This is a genomic window from Lentzea fradiae, assembly GCF_900100955.1.
Taxonomy (GTDB): domain Bacteria; phylum Actinomycetota; class Actinomycetes; order Mycobacteriales; family Pseudonocardiaceae; genus Lentzea; species Lentzea fradiae.
Map to the genome: position 1 here is coordinate 15,845 of NZ_FNCC01000015.1, position 16,042 is coordinate 31,886.

A 16,042-nucleotide genomic window follows, 5' to 3' on the forward strand; every position below is an offset into this window, starting at 1 on the left:
CGTTCTATCTGCAAAGAATCGCGGGCGAAACCGTCACCGGACGGAAGTTCAGTCGTTTGACGCACCCTTGCGAGGAACACGTTCTACTTCGAGTGGCAGCAGCTCCGGCCGACGCGGCTTGATCACGTCACCGGACGACTCACCCCGCACGCGCCGCATCACCCACGGAACGACGTGCTCGCGCGCCCACTTCCAGTTCTCCGCCCGCTGCACGCGCGGGTCGACCGACGGAGGGTCGCCGAGCACCGCCCTGGTCAGCGCGTGCGAGACGCCGAGGCTGTCCAGCACCGAGATGGCGACCTCGGTGTGCCCGAGCGAGTTGAGGTGCAACCGGTCCGCGGACCACATGCGACGGTCGCGCAGCTGCCGCATGTTCCACATGTCGACCACCACGCACGAGTGCTTGGCGGCGATCGCACGCACGTGCTCGTTGTAGATGGCCACCCGGCCGCGCATGCGGCGGAACACCGGGTCGTCGCCTCCGTCCACACCGGTGAACAGCACGACCCGGGCGCCGGACTTCACCAGCAACGCCACGGCCGCGTCGTAGGCGCGCATGAGAGCGTCGATGTTCACCTTGGGGCGCATGAGGTCGTTCCCGCCCGCGTAGAGCGAGACGAGGTCGGGCCGCATCTCGAGTGCGCGGTCCAGCTGCTCGCGGAGGACCTGCGGCAGCAGCCTGCCCCGCACGGCCAGGTTGGCGTAGCCGAACTCGGGGTCGGCCGCGCCGAAGACCTCGGCGACCCGGTCGGCCCAGCCGCGCACCCCGTTCGGGCGACCGGCGTCCTCGTCACCCACCCCCTCGGTGAACGAGTCCCCCAACGCCACGAAACGCTTGCTCATGCTCACGACTTTAGGTCGTGGAATTTCGCCGGGGTTGCGCGGGGCGGGATAACGTTTCGATAACGGGGGCGGCGCGGACTGAGGCGTGCCCGCACCACGGGCCGTAGTCCCGATCGTGCGACACCCCCTGGACTTGGCGAGGCCGACGCGACTGCTGGTCGCGCTGGCCGGCTGCACGCTGGCCGCGCTGCTCGGCACCGGGAGCGCGTCCGGCCAGCCCACGACCCCGTCCACCCCCATCTCCACGCCGCCGCCGGGAAGCAGCGGCACGGGCGACGAGGTCGTCCAGACCCAGTGGGGGCCACTCGGACCGGCTGACCGCGACTTCATGAACCGCGTCAAGCAGGCCGGCCTGTGGGAGAAGCCCGCGGGCGAGCTGGGCCAGGCCAAGCGGCCGGACCAGCCGAAGATCCAGGAAGCCGCCAAGCACCTCATCGAGGGCCACACGCTGCTGGACAACGTGGTGAACAGGGCGGGCGTGCTGCTCGGCCACACGCTGCCCACGGAGGCCACCGACGAGCAGAAGGGCTGGATCGCGGAGATGGAGGCCGCGACCGGTGACGAGTTCGACGCCGTCTTCGCCAACCGGCTGCGCGCGGCCCACGGCAAGGTCTACGGCTACGCCGCCCAGATCAGGGCGGGCACGAAGAACGAGCTCATCCGCATCCTCTCCACCCAGGCGATGATCACCGTCTTCGACCACATCAAGGTGCTCGAGGACACCGGTCGCGTCGACTTCGGCAGCCTGGAGTCACCGCAGCCGCTCGCACCTCCCCCGCCCGCGGACGACAGCACCGCGGACGGCGTGGGCGACGACGAGCCGGCCGAGCAGCTGACCAACCCGACCGACGGCGTGATCCCGACCGTGCCGCAGGGCACGCGGTTCACCCGCACCGCCGAGCAGGGCGTGTTCGGGGACAACAACGGCGTCTTCTTCGGCGCCATCGCGGTGCTCGCGCTCGCACTGGTGGGAATGAGAATGATCTCCCGGCAGAAGAAGAAGACCGGCCGCAGATCCCGTTCTTACTGACCAAAAACCGGCTCGACCCCGAAAGACAGCGGTTCGTGAAACCGCCGTCAGCTTCAGCTTGCCGTTTTATCGGACTACTTCGAGGTGGGAAATGGCTGTTCACCGGACGAAATCCACGATCTGGCTGAGCGCCGCCGCTGCGGCGATGGCCGTGGTCGCGGGCGGTGCCGCGGTGGTGGCCATCAGTTCTTCTGATGGCACCGCGCTTGCCGACGGGCCGGACAAGAGCTTGTTCGTCGACATAACCACAGTGCAACCGAACGTGAAAAAACCAAGGCAGCAGGGCAACGCCACGACCGGCACGTTCACCGTGAACTGCGGCCGCAACGAGAACGGGCACTTCAACCCGGACAACTTCATCGCCCAGCCCGGCGTGCGCAACGGCGCCCAGCACCTGCACGACTACGTCGGCAACCTGTCCACGAACGCGGACTCCACCAACCAGTCGCTCCAGGCGGCCGGCACGACGTGCAAGAACGGCGACAAGTCGGCCTACTTCTGGCCCGTCGTGCGCATCATCGACGAGGAGGCGGGCGAGGCCGCCCCGCCGAAGAACGACGACAAGGCGCAGCAGGACAAGGACAAGGCCACCAAGGGCCAGGCCGCCCTGGAGTGCCCGGACGTCGCCTCGCTGCTGCCGGAGAACGTGCCCGACGCCGCCCAGGCGGAGATCGACCGCGAGCTCGCGAACATCGACAAGGTGACCGAGGAGGCAGAGAAGCGCCTCGCGGGCGTCAAGGCCCAGGACCGCGACAACATCATCATCGGCCCGACGCGCGAGAAGCGCGCCGCCATCCTCGACCGCATGATGCTGGCGTTCAGCCGCCAGGGCCGGCAGGCCCCCGACCTGAACCCGGCCGCGGCCTGCGCGATCAAGGACGCCGCACAGGGCCAGACCGGCCTCGACAACGGCAGCGAGAACAGCGACGACGCCCAGGCGCAGGGCACCGAGCGCAAGAAGGACCAGCCCAACCCCGAGGAGAACGCGGACAACGAGCTCGAGGGCAACGAGGGCGTCATCCAGCGCCCGGCCGTCGTCGACCTCACCTTCCGCGGCTCGCCCGTCGGCAAGGTCACCGCGATGCCCAAGTTCCTGCGCGTCCTCTACGGCGACGCCAAGGCGGGCCAGAACGGCCCGAAGAACGCCAGGGCGTCCTGGACCTGCACCGGCTTCGAGGACAAGGTCCTGATCGACAAGTACCCGATCTGCCCGCAGGGCTCGAAGGTCAAGCGCGTCCACGACTTCCCGAGCTGCTGGGACGGCCAGAACATCGACTCGGCCAACCACCGCGACCACATCGTCTACCCCGACGCCAACGGCCGCTGCCAGAACGGCTTCAAGGCCGTCCCCCAGCTGCGCATCTCGCTGACCTACAACATCCCGCGCGACGTCCAGCAGGAAGGCCGCTACCTCGTCGACTCCTTCCCGGAGGAGGAGCACAACCCGCTCACCGACCACGACGACTTCGCGAACGTGATGTCGCAGAAGATCATGAACCGCCTGGTCAACTGCGTGAACTCGGGCCGCACGTGCCGCGAGTGACGCGCTGACCACGCCGTTCGGCAGAACGAGGAGCGCCAGGTGCACCTCCCGCGCACCTGGCGCTCCTCCCTGTCCGGCAAGGGATTCCGCGTTCACCTCCGTGAACCGGTTCACCAGCGTGAACACTGTTCCGGAATCTTTGACGCAGAGGTATAGACCACTGACACTGGCGGCATGGTCACCCGTTCCTGCGCGGTCCTGATCGCCCTGATCGCCTCCCTGCTCCCCCCGGTCGCGGCCCCCGCCCAAGCGGCGCCCGCGACGTTCGTCCACCCCGGAGTCGTCGTCTCCCGTCCCCAGCTGGACTTCGTGCGCGCCAAGGTCCAGGCCGGCGCCCAGCCGTGGAAGTCGGCCTACGACGCGATGATGGCCTCCAAGTACGCGAACCTGAACCGAACGCCGAAGCCGCGCGCCGTCGTGGAGTGCGGTTCCTACTCCAACCCCAACCTCGGCTGCACCGACGAGCGCGAGGACGCCATCGCGGCCTACACCCTGTCGCTCGCCTGGTACATCACGCGCGACGCCCGGTACGCGGCCAAGGCCATCCAGATCATGGACGCCTGGTCCGCGACGATCCGCGACCACACCAACTCGAACGCGCCGCTGCAGACCGCGTGGGCGGCGTCGAGCTGGCCGAAGGCCGCGGAGATCATCAAGCACGTGCACGGCGACTGGCCGAACAGCGGCCGGTTCGCCACGATGCTGCGCGACGTCTACCTGCCCGAGATCCAGAACGGCCGTGCGAGCACCAACGGCAACTGGGAGCTGAGCATGATGGAGGCGTCGCTCGGGATCGCGGTGTTCCTGGAGGACCGCGCGGCCTACGACAGGGCGGTCGGCATCTTCCGCTCGCGCATCCCGGCGTTCATCTACCTGACCAGCGACGGAGCCCTGCCGAGGACGCCTCCCGGCAGCGGCATCGACACCCGCGCGGAGATCATCTCGTACTGGCACGGGCAGTCGACGTTCGTCGACGGCATCGCCCAGGAGACCTGCCGGGACTTCGCGCACACCGCCTACGGCCTGTCCGCCGCCTCGCACTTCGCGGAGACCGCGCACCACCAGGGCCAGGACATCTGGGGTGAGATCAAGGACCGGATGCGGCACGCGTGGGGCCTGCACACGAAGTACCAGAACGGCGAGCCGGTGCCGTCGTGGTTCTGCGGCGGGTCGTTCTCCCGGGAGCTCGGGCCGACGTCCGAGGTCAGCTTCAACGCCCTGAACACGCGGATGGGCGTCGCCATGACGAACACGCAGCGCTACACCGAACGAATGCGTCCACAGGGGACGGACAACCTGTTCATTGCCTGGGAGACGCTCACTCACGCGGCGAATCCGGCGTGAGACCGGCTAGCGTGCCCGCATGACCGATACACCGGACGTGAAGCCACGCAGCCGCGACGTCACCGACGGCCTGGAGCGCACCGCCGCGCGCGGCATGCTCCGGGCCGTCGGCATGGGCGACGAGGACTGGGAGAAGCCGCAGATCGGCGTCGCCTCGTCCTGGAACGAGATCACGCCGTGCAACCTGTCGCTGGACCGCCTCGCGAAGGCGTCCAAGGACGGTGTGCACGCGGCGGGCGGGTACCCGCTGGAGTTCGGCACGATCTCCGTGTCGGACGGCATCTCGATGGGCCACGAGGGGATGCACTTCTCGCTGGTCTCGCGCGAGGTGATCGCCGACAGCGTCGAGACGGTGATGCAGGCCGAGCGGCTCGACGGGTCGGTGCTGCTCGCGGGCTGCGACAAGTCGCTGCCCGGCATGCTGATGGCGGCGGCACGGCTCGACCTCGCGAGCGTGTTCCTCTACGCCGGGTCGATCCTGCCCGGCCGGGTCACGCTGAGCGACGGCACCGAGAAGGAGGTCACGATCATCGACGCGTTCGAGGCGGTCGGCGCGTGTGCGCGGGGGCTGATGACCCGCGCGGACGTCGACCTGATCGAACGGGCGATCTGCCCCGGTGAGGGTGCCTGCGGCGGCATGTACACGGCGAACACGATGGCGAGCGCGGCCGAGGCGCTGGGCATGTCGCTGCCGGGCAGCGCCGCTCCCCCGGCGACCGACCGCCGCCGTGACGGGTTCGCGCGCCGGTCCGGCCAGGCCGTCGTCGAGATGCTGCGCAAGGGCATCACGGCGCGGCAGATCATGACGCGGGAGGCGTTCGAGAACGCGATCGCCGTCGTCATGGCGTTCGGCGGCTCCACCAACGCCGTGCTGCACCTGCTCGCCATCGCGCACGAGGCGGGCGTGGAGCTGACGCTGGACGACTTCAGCCGCATCGGCGCGCGCGTGCCGCACCTGGCCGACGTGAAGCCGTTCGGCCGCCACGTGATGACCGACGTCGACCGCATCGGCGGCGTGCCCGTGGTGATGAAGGCGCTGCTGGACGCCGGTCTGCTGCACGGCGACTGCCTGACGGTCACCGGCCGCACGGTCGCCGAGAACCTCGCCGACATCGCCCCGCCCGACCCGGACGGCCTGGTGCTGCGCGCGCTGGACCGGCCCATCCACCGCACCGGCGGCATCACGATCCTGCGCGGGTCGCTCGCCCCGGAGGGGGCCGTGGTGAAGTCGGCGGGCTTCGACTCGGACGTCTTCACCGGCACGGCGCGGGTGTTCGACCGCGAACGGGCCGCGATGGACGCGCTGGAGGACGGCACGATCACCGCCGGGGACGTCGTGGTGATCCGGTACGAGGGACCCAAGGGCGGGCCGGGCATGCGCGAGATGCTCGCCATCACCGCGGCCATCAAGGGCGCGGGCCTCGGCAAGGACGTCCTGCTGCTCACCGACGGCCGGTTCTCCGGCGGCACGACCGGCCTGTGCGTCGGCCACGTGGCCCCGGAGGCGGTCGACGGCGGCCCGATCGCGTTCGTGCGCGACGGCGACCGGATCACGCTCAACGTCGCCGAGGGCACCCTCGACGTCGACGCGGACCTGGAGAGCAGGCGCGCGGGCTGGGCCCCGTTGCCGCCCCGCTACGAACGCGGCGTGCTGGCCAAGTACGCCAAGCTCGTCGGGTCGGCGTCACGCGGTGCGGTCTGCGACTGAAAAGCACCTGCACCAGACGCTTCCGTCCCGCCGTCCCCCTTCCCACCCACCCGCGTGTCATCCGCCCAGTGGTCGCCGCCTCCTCCGCGTGACGCTGCTTTGGTACGCGGGGCCCCCGCGTACCAAAGCAGCGGACGAAAGGGCCCCGCGTGCGGAAGGGGAAGCACGAAAGGGAGGGGTGCGAGCGGGCGGGGCGTTACGGAGGGCACTTGTCGAAGCAGGCTTGGCCTGTCACTCGGTGAGGTGAACCGTCCTCTGTGTACGGTCACCCGGTCGGCGGACACCTGGGACAACCGCTCCGCAGTGGGTATTTCGCGTTCGCAAGCAGACAAGCCGAACGCGGAAGGGACAACGCGATGATCGATCAGACGCACGTTGAAGCGCTGTACGACTGCGACGTGATCGACAACCACGGGGAGAAGATCGGTTCGGTCAAGCGGGTCTGGCTCGAGGACGGCACCGGCAAGCCGATGTGGGCCGAGGTCCACACCGGACTGTTCGGCATGAAGGAGAGCTTCGTCCCGATCCAGCAGGGCAGCGTCGCGGGCGGAGCGATCAAGGTCCCCGTCTCGAAGCAGCAGGTGAAGGACGCCCCGAGCGTGCAGACCTCGGACGACCACATGACCGACGAGGAGCAGGACGCGCTCTACCGGCACTACGGGCTGATCCCGCAGGCCAAGACCGGTGAGCACGACCGGCTCGAGGACACCGGCCGGACCGCCGACACCGGGCGTCACGCCGCCGGCAGGCGCGGTGCGACCGAGGGCGCCGAGGTCACGCTCTCCGAGGAGAAGCTCGACGTCGGCACCCGCAAGGTGGAGGCGGGCCGCGTGCGGCTGGTCAAGCACACGGTCACCGAGCAGCGCAACGTGAGCGTGCCCGTGACGCACGAAGAGGTCAGGGTGGTCCGCGAGCCCGTCCAGGGCGGTGTGCGCGACTCGGACCGGGCGTTCGCCGACGAGCAGGCCGAGGTCACGCTGGAGCGCGAGGAACCGGTGGTGAGCAAGCACGCCGAGGCCACCGAGCGGGTCCGCCTGGAGAAGGACGCGGTCACCGAGCAGCGCGACGTCAAGGGCGAGGTCCGCAAGGAGACCGTCGACGTGGAACGCGACGGTGACCTGCGGCGCGGCGGCATCCGCTACGACGACGACCAGGCCGACGGCGACCTGCGACGCGGTGGCATCCGCTACGGCGACCAGAGCGAAGGCGACGGCCGCCGTTGAGGTGGCACTGAGCCGCGCTGACGCGCGAAACCGCCCACACTTCGCCGGTGGGCGGTTTCGCGTGTCGGCAGCGCGGTGTCAGTACAGGCTGTCCAGCACGTCCTTGTAGCGCTTCTCGATCTCGCGGCGGCGCGGCTTCAGCGACGCCGTCAGCAGGCCGTCCTCGACGCTGAAGTCCCGGTCCAGCACGGCGAACCGCTTGACCGTCTCGTGCCGCGCCAGCTGGGCGTTGACGGAGTCGACCGCGGCGCGGACCTCGGCCTCGGCGTCGGTGACGTTCCCCGCGGTGTCCGGGTCGAGCGTCACGAGCGCCACGCAGTACTTACGGCGGTCGCCGTGCACGATCACGTTGCTGATGTACGGCGAGGCCGCGTTGATCATGCTCTCGATCCTGGTCGGCGCCACGTACTTGCCGCCGGAGGTCTTGATCAGCTCCTTCTTGCGGTCGGTGATCCTCAACCGCCCCGCGTCGTCGACCTCGCCGATGTCGCCCGTGTGCAGCCACCCGTCGACCAGCGTCTCGGCCGTGGCGTCCGGCCGGTTGTGGTAGCCGCGCATGACGGCGGGTCCCCGCAGCAGCACCTCGCCGTCCTCGGCGATCTTGACCTCCATGCCGGGGATCGGCGGCCCGACCGTGCCGATCTTCACCGACTCCGGCCGGTTGAGGAACGTCCCCGCGGACGACTCGGTGAGCCCGTAGCCCTCCAGGATCGTGAGGCCCGCGCGGGCGAAGAACTCCGCGATCTCCGGCGCGAGCGGCGCCGAGCCCGACACGAAGTAGCGGATCCGCCCGCCGACGCGGTCGCGCAGCTTGCGGTACACCAGCCGGTCCGCGAGCCAGCGCGTCGCGGGGCCGTGCTCGCGGTCGGCCCACCGGAAGATCTTCTCGGTGAGGCCGCCCTTCTCGCGCGCCCCGGCGACGACCCTGCCGTGGATCTTCTCGAAGATGCGCGGCGCGGCGGCCACGATCGTCGGCCGCAGCTCGCCCAGGTTGTCCACGATCCGCTCGACGCTGCCGTCCACTGCGGTCGGCACGCCCGCGGCGATCATCGCCATCGTCAGCACCTTGCCGAACGCGTGGGACAGCGGCAGCCACAGGAAGTGCAGGTCGGAGGGCAGCAGCAGGCCCAGCGACGCGACGGCCTCCGCCGTCGACACCCAGTTCTCGTGGGTGAGCTCGACGCCCTTGGGGACGCCGGTCGTGCCGGACGTGTAGATCAGCGTCGCGAGGTCGTCCGGCCCGAGGTCGTCGACCAGCGCGTCGTAGTCGCCCTGCTCCGTGGGGACGCCGCCGAACCGGAGCACCCGCACACCCTCGGGCACGAGGGCCGCGTGCTCGTCGCTCGCCACGACGACGATGCGGCTGCCGGAGTCGGCGATGATGTGCGCGACCTCGGCCGCGGTGCTGTTCGGGTAGATCGTCGTCGTGGCGCCGCCGGCCGCGAGGACCGCCAGGTCGGTGACGATCCACTCGATGCTCGTGGGGCCCATCAACGCGACCCGGTCGCCCTTGCGCAGGCCCTCGCCGCGCAGGCCGAACGCCTCCGCCGCGACGCGGTCCTGCAGTCCGGCCCAGGTCAGCGAGGTCCAGCCACCGCCTTCGCGGTACCTCATCGCCTCCGCGTCGGGGGTGCGGGTGACCCGTTCCCGCAGCAGGCCGGGAATCGACAGCGCCATTGCTCTTCCCTTCTCTGGAGCGTCGCTCCAGAGCGGTACTCTAACCCTCGTGGCGGACCGACGACAGTCTCTCCTCGACGCGGCGCTCGCGCTCGTCTCCGAAGGCGGCCTCGACGCCGTCACGATCGCGGCGCTGACCGAGCGCTCCGGCATGTCGAACGGCAGCATCTACCACCACTTCGGCAGCCGGGCGGGAGTGTTCGCCCAGCTCTACGCGGACAGCTACGCCGGCTGCCTGACCGCGATGGTGCCCGCGCTGGACGACCGCCCCGCTCGCCCCGTCGTGCGCGACCTGGTGCTGCGGTACGTGGACTGGGTGATGGAGAACCCCAGCCGCGCCCGCTTCCTGTACGCCGCGCCCGACCACGCCGACCCGGTCGCGAAGCAGGCGCAGTTCGCACCGGTCATGCGGTGGTTCTCCGAGCGGATGGCCGCGGGTGAGCTGCGGACCGTGCCGCCGTGGGCGCTGGAACCGGTGGCGCTGGGGCCGGTCCACGAGTCGGTGCGCCGCTACCTGCTCGGCACGTTCGACCTGGCCGCCGCCCGCGACCTGATCGCAGACACGGTCTGGGCCGCCCTCTCGCCGTAGAACACACGTTCGATTAGGCTGCGGTCCATGCGCCAGGGTTCCCTGTTCGACCTGGAAGCGGAGCCGTCGCTGGCCCCGCTCGCACCGCGCCGCACCCAGCTGGGCCACGGCGCGTGGATCGACGTCCAGCCGGGCTGGCTGTCCGGCGCGGACGTGGTGTTCGACCGGCTGGTCGCCGAGGTTCCGTGGCGGGCCGAACGCCGCCAGATGTACGACACCGTGGTCGACGTGCCACGCCTGCTGTGCTTCTACTCCGGCGCGCTGCCGCTCGACGTGCTGACGGCCGCACGGTCGCGGCTCTCGGCGCACTACCTGCCGGAGTTGCACGAGCCGTTCACCACCGCCGGTCTCTGCTACTACCGCGACGGACGCGACTCCGTGGCGTGGCACGGCGACACGATCGGCCGTGGGCAGACCGAGGACACGATGGTCGCGATCCTCTCCGTCGGAGCACCGCGCGCGTTGCTGCTGCGGCCCCGCGGCGGCGGTGAGACGCACCGCTACGCGCTCGGCCACGGCGACCTGCTGGTGATGGGCGGGTCGTGCCAGCGGACGTGGGAGCACGCGATCCCGAAGACCTCGAAGGTCGTCGGGCCGCGCATCAGCGTCCAGTTCCGCCCGCACGGAGTCCGGTAGCCACCAGCTCCTCGGACACCTCCCACACCCGGCGAGCCTCCTCCGTCAGCAGGGCCTGAAGCTGTGGGATCGTTCGGCGCTCCAGCAGCATGTCCCAATAGGTCCGGCCCAGCTTCGGACTCTTCTTCGGTTGCTCCACACCGATGGGCTTCGCTTCTAGGCCATGGCACGGGCAATCCCATGTAGACGGCGACTCTGCATCAGCCGCGAGCGCCACCTCGAACTCGTGGCCCTTGGGACACGAGTAGTTCACAATCCAGCGAGGCGCTAGTGCCTCAGGCTCGGCCTGAGGCTTTTGGGGTCCGAGTTGGTCTGCGCGACGTCCCTTGACGTACCGAACATGCCCGAGTGCCACAGGTGATCCCCTCGTGAATAGGCGACGGAGCCAGGAGCCACAGCTACTGGCGGACGGCCGGTCTTCAACCGGCTCCGTCGCTGACCGGACGACGACAGGAGGCGCCCCTCGTCCAGTCGCTCTAGTTGCTCTAGTTGCTCAACGAGACCTTGTCGCGCTCGCTGTCCTCAATCAGGTCAGCCACGGTGCGACCACCGCGTTCGGGGCCGTGTTGTCGCCTCCATCGACCGATCTTCTTGGCAGTACGACCACTGGTCGGGATCAGCAGGAAGACCAAGAAGCCGATGTGCGCCTCAATGAGCACGATCACGAGTGGCCAACCGCATATGCACAAGCCGTTCACCGATGCCCCACTAGGCGAGCCTTGGATTCACCGTGTACCGAATGGCCTGGAGTACCTGGCTCAGAGGAGGTACAACGAGTCGGTACACCTCGGACGGCTCAGAAATCCATCGCGCAGGTTCGGCACCTACCCTGGTCGGTGGAAGTGGAATTCGGGCAGTCCCACTTATCAGCCCGACACCAACGGGAAGGCTTGGGAGCGCCGGAGGAAGCTGGACGAGGAAAACCCACCTGCCGCCCACTCCCGGTGCCGCGATGATCGGAACGCGAATCTCGCGGCGAATGATCTCCGTGTTGACCTCGCCCGCAAGCCCAGCAGGCACGGTCAGACCGGCGATGTCGTGGCTGGCAGGCAAGAAGACACCTTCTGCGCTGATCACAATTGGCCAACCGAGCAGGTCTCCGCAAAGGAAAATCGTCGCGTCCAGCCCATCGCCCCTATGGCTCGAAGGCTGTCGCCGCGACCGCATCGCCGAGATTGCCATTGCAAATCCCTCTTCGTGCTGGGCGACGGCAGGGCCGGGGGTCGGGTCACCCAACCCTGCCGCCAGCTTGGAAAGTTCAGGAGGTACCAGCTACGCCGCTCAGATGGCCGTCGATGAAGTGGATGGCTTGCGCCAGGGCGTCGTCGTGGCCGTCGACTGGCAGCAACTCGTGTGGAAGGTCGAGGTCTTCGAGAACGCTGGCGACGTGGAGGTCCGCGAGGTGTCGAAACCGCGCGTTGGAGTCCCGCTCCTTGTTGTCACCCAACGGGATGGTGGGATCGAGCGTGGTTTTGAACAGGAGGTCGTAGTTGACGCTGTGGTGCTTTGCGAGGGATTCGAGCATGATCACTCGATCGTGCTCGGGCTCTTCGCCTCGGTAGACGAGTGCGGCTCGGTAGTAGCCGATCGCGTCCGCAACCGGCCGGTCTACGAGGACGACGTCAGCCCGATTCCACGCCTCGATTTCCTTGCTGATTCCCTTCGTGATGAACCACAGGGTTGATGCCCAGGTGTGGTTGTCGAGAAGGGGCAGTCCGAGACTCATGGCCGTTTCGCCGAGGTCGGCCACGTGCGCAACGGTGATCTTGTCGCGGCGCAGTTCGTGCGCGAGACGCGCGATGAACGTCGTCTTGCCGGTCGAATGCGTACCAGCGACCGCGACAGTGACCGGTCGTTCAACGGAACTGCTCACCACAGTCCTCCGTCAGGTTCAGCAGACGGTTCGAAGCCCTTCAAGTGCGCCACCTTGACCAACTGGTCCCAGGTCATCTCCTGATCGCCGAGCAGCGCGCGCAGGAGCAGCCACGCGCACCAGGTGTCGTACCCCGCTCGGTGTGGTCGCTGCTCCGGGAACTCAGTCGTGTCGATCTCAGCGTGAGCGACCAAATCGGTGAGTTTGTAGCTCTCCAGATCTGGCCACACGTGCTTGGCGAGCTTGAGAGTGTCGAGGACCATCGGGGGTGCCCACTGCGGCAGATGAGAGCCGATCACCTTGTACTCGACCGAGGCGCTGTGCGCGATCAAGGTGCGACCGGCCAGGAGGGTTGAGACCTCCTTCTCGATGGCGGACCACGGCGGGCAGTTCTCGACGTCCTCGTTGCTGATTCCGTGGATGCGCTGGACGATGGGAGAGATCCGGCGCGTGGGGCGCACGAGCCACGACTTGAAGTCCGATTGATCGCCGGGGCCGTCCACGGTGAGCATCGCGAGCTCCACGATGTCGGGCGGCTGCTGCCCGTTGCCCTCGACGTCGGCGACCGCAAGGGCGCGGTCGCGCAAAGCGGCGGGAAGGGTGTTGGTCACGAGACCTCCTGAGGAGCGGGCCACCCGGTCTCGGCGCGTCCGTGCCGGTGAGCGAGGTGCGGCTTGTTGATGTCGTGGATCTGGTAGCCGAAGTGGTGCTGAAGTCGGTAGCGGCGCTGCTCATCCAACCCGGCGACGACCACGGCGCGTTCGTTGATGGTCACCAGCTTGCCGCCCAGAACCTCAGCCATCGCTGCGACCTCCGGCGTGTTGGGCGGAGTCCACGCTTTCGCGCACAGCGCCAACTGCGAAGCCGGGCAGATGTCGCACAACTCGCGGATGCCGAAGTGCCCGTTGTAGTCGGCGACGCCGTGCGCGTAGGTCACGCCGCAAGAGGTCTTGCGAAACAGCGGCGATCCACCCGCCGGCCGAGCCTTCGCCGCGGCGAGGATGCGCCGCTCCAGTGCCTCCGGGAACACCTTGCGCCGCGCCCCGGTCTCGTAGGGCTCCGGCAAGCCGTTGGAGACGTAGTAGTCCCGGATTTGATCCTTGTAGAACAGGCCGGTGAACACCGTCGCGTGGGCGTAGCTGCTGAGTTCGAGCGCTCGGCTGATGTGCTCATCACTGTCGTTCAGGCCGGGCACGATCGGCCGCCAGTACAGCACAGTGCGGTACCTGTCGGCGTGCTCGAACGCCGTGCGCAACGACGTTGCCGCGATGTTCGAGTCGACCGGTTCAACGCGCTCGTCATTGATCCCGGAGTGCGTGATCAACAGGGTGACCTTGATGTTCTGGAAGGAGTTCAGAACCGCGCAGTCCTCCGCGTTCACGTGCCACCTACTGATCACCAACACGTGGTTGGTCAACCCGCGCTCGTCGAGAAGGCGCAGCATGTTGAACAGGTGCGGCTTGACCGCCTGCAACATCGGATCGGTCGCGCGGTTGAGGAGCTGAATCGGCGTGACGCCCGGCTCGAAGTGCGGATGCGTGAGCAGACGGTCAACCGCCTCCTCCTCACGCATCAAGGCGCGAGGGACCCTCATCTCGAAGTTGTCGAATAGGTGGCGGACGCAGTACGAGCAGTCCAGAGGGCAGCCGATGATCCAGTTCACGCTGAGTCCGGACTTGCGGTACTCGATCACGTCGAGCAACTCGGGCCGCAGCGTCGATTGGACAGAGTCCGTGATGAGCGGCAACAGGCGCGACGACGCCACTACCGCCCCGACGCCGTCCAAGTCGTTCTTGCAGGATCCCGCCACCTTGACCTCCCCGTCATGCCGCCTCGTCTGCGGCCTGCTGCTATGTGACCAGCGCGGCTAAGATCACGTAAGGAGGCAAATCAAGCTAGGCGCGTATTTGCCTCCCCACTCGATGGACTCGGAGACGCCGTGACGGACGATCAACTCGCCGCTGACAAGCAGCCAGAACCGGCAGCCGTGCGGTTGGCCAAGAAGGTCAAAGAGTTGAGGAAGCTCATGAACCTCAGCGACAACGAGGTCGCGATCAGGGCCGGGTACAGCAGGCAGTACATCGCCTCCGCCCAGAAGGTCGGCAAGAACCTTCCGTCACGGGAACTTGTGAAGGCCCTAGACAATGTGCTGGACGCCAACGGCGTCCTCGTCGCGCTGCGAACCGAGGCGAAAGACGAGCAGATGCGGCTGCGCGCCCGCTTGACGGACTCGCCGGCCTCGGCTGTGCCACCGGCCACGCCCGAGGCGGTACCAAGCCACCGGGTTCGGGCCAGTCAAGACCAGTGGTTGGAGGTCAGGAACACTCCAGGAGTCCGGGGCCGCGAACTGACCGAGTTGGCTGCGTGGCTCTATCCTGAGTCTTCGCGTGGACCTGGCGGGCATGTTCTGACTGGTCCTGGGTGGCTGCTGGACGAACCTGTCGAACTTGATGACGTCCGGTTGCTATGGAGCGAGTCGCAGCGTCCCGTTCCGCCGCTAGCGCCTGTTGACCATGTCCTTCCGCTCACTGATCGAGGACATCGGTATACGAACTACAGCCGTGCGGTGCGCGACCTCGTCCGCCCGCGTCTGCTGGAAAATCGGCTGAGCTACAGGTTGCTCGGCCTCGACACCCGCCGAGGCATGGAACTCACGTTCGGCACGACGTCCTTCTTTGAGACGTTCGACGTGAAGCAGTCAGTGGCCCACGAGTTCAAGTCAGCATGGCTTGCGGCAGAGCGTTCCGTGCCGGACTGGGACGCGTTGCCGTTGCGCAGGTCCATCGGTGATCCGTTCGATCCCGATCGTCTGTTGATGTCTCCTGGCATCAACACGCTGACGATCCGTCGAGGGCGCGACGGTGATCACCGGTTCGTGCTGCACGAGCGTGACGGCGGCAAAGTCGCTGACGGAGGCGGACTCTGCCATGTCATGCCAGCGGGTGAGTTTCAACCGTCCTCCGTCGACCCGACGGACGTCTACAACGACTTCTCCCTGTGGCGCAACATCATGCGTGAGTTCTCAGAGGAGTTCCTCGGGAATCCTGAGCACGACGGCAATAGCCCTCAGCCGATCGACTACGCCACTAGGGAGCCATTCAGGTCGTTTGAGCGATTCCGCGACGCCGGGCGATTCCGGCTGTGGCATTACGGACTTGTGATTGAGCCCTTGGAGTTGGGCGCGATGCAGCTCACGGTGGCAGTGCTCGATGACCACGTGTTCGATGAGCTGTTTGCGAATCTCGTGCGCACCAACGATGAGGGAAAGATCGTGGGCGGCAACGGTCGAACTGACATGCCCTTCTCGGGCGAGGCCATAGAACGCTTGAATCCGCGGCTATCAGCGAGCGCGTTGACGCTACTGCGCATCGCCTGGCGCGACAGGACGTTGCTTCTGTGACCTCCGCTGGCGGTCCGCCGGCTGCACGACACCCCGGCCGAAGTCATCACCGAACTAGAACAGGTGTTCGACCAGGCTGCAGTCCATGCGCCAGGGTTCCCTGTTCGACCTGGAAGCGGAGCCGTCGCTGGCCCCGCTCGCACCGCGCCGCACCCAGCTGGGCCACGGCGCGTGGA

The 16,042-nt window shown here is 67.9% G+C and carries 16 protein-coding genes; 8 read left to right on the forward strand and 8 right to left on the reverse strand.

Annotation, left to right across the window (positions count from 1 at the left end):
• Window positions 1-48 precede the first annotated feature (48 nt).
• Window positions 49-843, reverse strand: a complete 795-nt coding sequence (locus tag BLT23_RS30965; protein ID WP_090055550.1) for an SGNH/GDSL hydrolase family protein — start codon at window positions 841-843, stop codon at window positions 49-51.
• A 115-nt stretch (window positions 844-958) separates the two neighbouring features.
• Between BLT23_RS30965 and BLT23_RS30970 the strand changes: the two genes are divergently transcribed.
• A complete protein-coding gene (locus tag BLT23_RS30970) occupies window positions 959-1,873 on the forward strand; it encodes a DUF4142 domain-containing protein (RefSeq protein WP_143036101.1) in 915 nt (304 codons plus the stop codon).
• A 99-nt stretch (window positions 1,874-1,972) separates the two neighbouring features.
• Here BLT23_RS30970 and BLT23_RS42205 read toward each other — a convergent pair whose 3' ends face one another.
• The gene (locus tag BLT23_RS42205; protein ID WP_342713710.1) at window positions 1,973-2,116 is read right to left on the reverse strand and encodes a hypothetical protein; all 144 of its coding nucleotides are present in this window, start codon (window positions 2,114-2,116) and stop codon (window positions 1,973-1,975) included.
• A 19-nt stretch (window positions 2,117-2,135) separates the two neighbouring features.
• Between BLT23_RS42205 and BLT23_RS30975 the strand changes: the two genes are divergently transcribed.
• The 4 genes from BLT23_RS30975 to BLT23_RS30990 all read left to right on the forward strand — a co-directional run bounded on the left by BLT23_RS30975 (window position 2,136) and on the right by BLT23_RS30990 (window position 7,691).
• The gene (locus BLT23_RS30975; protein WP_342713711.1) at window positions 2,136-3,416 is read left to right on the forward strand and encodes a DUF1996 domain-containing protein; all 1,281 of its coding nucleotides are present in this window, start codon (window positions 2,136-2,138) and stop codon (window positions 3,414-3,416) included.
• Between the two features lie 174 nt (window positions 3,417-3,590).
• Window positions 3,591-4,760, forward strand: coding sequence for an alginate lyase family protein (locus BLT23_RS30980; RefSeq protein ID WP_090055558.1), 1,170 nt, complete (start codon window positions 3,591-3,593; stop codon window positions 4,758-4,760).
• 19 nt (window positions 4,761-4,779) lie between these two features.
• Window positions 4,780-6,468: a dihydroxy-acid dehydratase gene (gene ilvD, locus BLT23_RS30985; RefSeq protein ID WP_090055561.1), complete on the forward strand. Its 1,689-nt coding sequence runs from the start codon at window positions 4,780-4,782 to the stop codon at window positions 6,466-6,468.
• A gap of 356 nt (window positions 6,469-6,824) precedes the next feature.
• A complete protein-coding gene (locus BLT23_RS30990) occupies window positions 6,825-7,691 on the forward strand; it encodes a DUF2382 domain-containing protein (protein ID WP_090055564.1) in 867 nt (288 codons plus the stop codon).
• Window positions 7,692-7,769: 78 nt separating this feature from the next.
• Here the strand turns inward: BLT23_RS30990 and BLT23_RS30995 are convergent, their stop codons facing one another.
• Window positions 7,770-9,368: an AMP-dependent synthetase/ligase gene (locus tag BLT23_RS30995; protein WP_090055567.1), complete on the reverse strand. Its 1,599-nt coding sequence runs from the start codon at window positions 9,366-9,368 to the stop codon at window positions 7,770-7,772.
• Between the two features lie 49 nt (window positions 9,369-9,417).
• Between BLT23_RS30995 and BLT23_RS31000 the strand changes: the two genes are divergently transcribed.
• A complete protein-coding gene (locus BLT23_RS31000; protein ID WP_176946992.1) occupies window positions 9,418-9,957 on the forward strand; it encodes a TetR/AcrR family transcriptional regulator in 540 nt (179 codons plus the stop codon).
• A gap of 27 nt (window positions 9,958-9,984) precedes the next feature.
• Window positions 9,985-10,593: an alpha-ketoglutarate-dependent dioxygenase AlkB gene (locus tag BLT23_RS31005; RefSeq protein WP_090055570.1), complete on the forward strand. Its 609-nt coding sequence runs from the start codon at window positions 9,985-9,987 to the stop codon at window positions 10,591-10,593.
• On the opposite strand, the gene BLT23_RS31010 is transcribed toward BLT23_RS31005, so the two are convergent.
• From BLT23_RS31010 to BLT23_RS31030, 5 genes are all read right to left on the reverse strand, one after another.
• A complete protein-coding gene (locus BLT23_RS31010; protein WP_090055573.1) occupies window positions 10,559-10,948 on the reverse strand; it encodes an RNA polymerase-binding protein RbpA in 390 nt (129 codons plus the stop codon). The genes BLT23_RS31005 and BLT23_RS31010 overlap by 35 nt on opposite strands.
• A gap of 130 nt (window positions 10,949-11,078) precedes the next feature.
• On the reverse strand, window positions 11,079-11,258 hold the full coding sequence (locus BLT23_RS31015; RefSeq protein ID WP_090055576.1) for a hypothetical protein: 180 nt from the start codon (window positions 11,256-11,258) through the stop codon (window positions 11,079-11,081).
• Window positions 11,259-11,851: 593 nt separating this feature from the next.
• On the reverse strand, window positions 11,852-12,466 hold the full coding sequence (locus BLT23_RS31020) for an AAA family ATPase (protein WP_176946993.1): 615 nt from the start codon (window positions 12,464-12,466) through the stop codon (window positions 11,852-11,854).
• Entirely contained in the window at window positions 12,463-13,077 is a 615-nt protein-coding gene (locus BLT23_RS31025) for a 3'-5' exonuclease (RefSeq protein WP_176946994.1), read from the reverse strand. The genes BLT23_RS31020 and BLT23_RS31025 overlap by 4 nt, the downstream gene beginning before the upstream one ends.
• Entirely contained in the window at window positions 13,074-14,276 is a 1,203-nt protein-coding gene (locus BLT23_RS31030) for a radical SAM protein (protein ID WP_245744364.1), read from the reverse strand. The genes BLT23_RS31025 and BLT23_RS31030 overlap by 4 nt, the downstream gene beginning before the upstream one ends.
• Before the next feature lie 129 nt (window positions 14,277-14,405).
• On the opposite strand from BLT23_RS31030, the gene BLT23_RS31035 reads away from it, so the two are divergent.
• Window positions 14,406-15,866: a helix-turn-helix transcriptional regulator gene (locus BLT23_RS31035; RefSeq protein WP_176946995.1), complete on the forward strand. Its 1,461-nt coding sequence runs from the start codon at window positions 14,406-14,408 to the stop codon at window positions 15,864-15,866.
• Window positions 15,867-16,042: the final 176 nt, after the last annotated feature.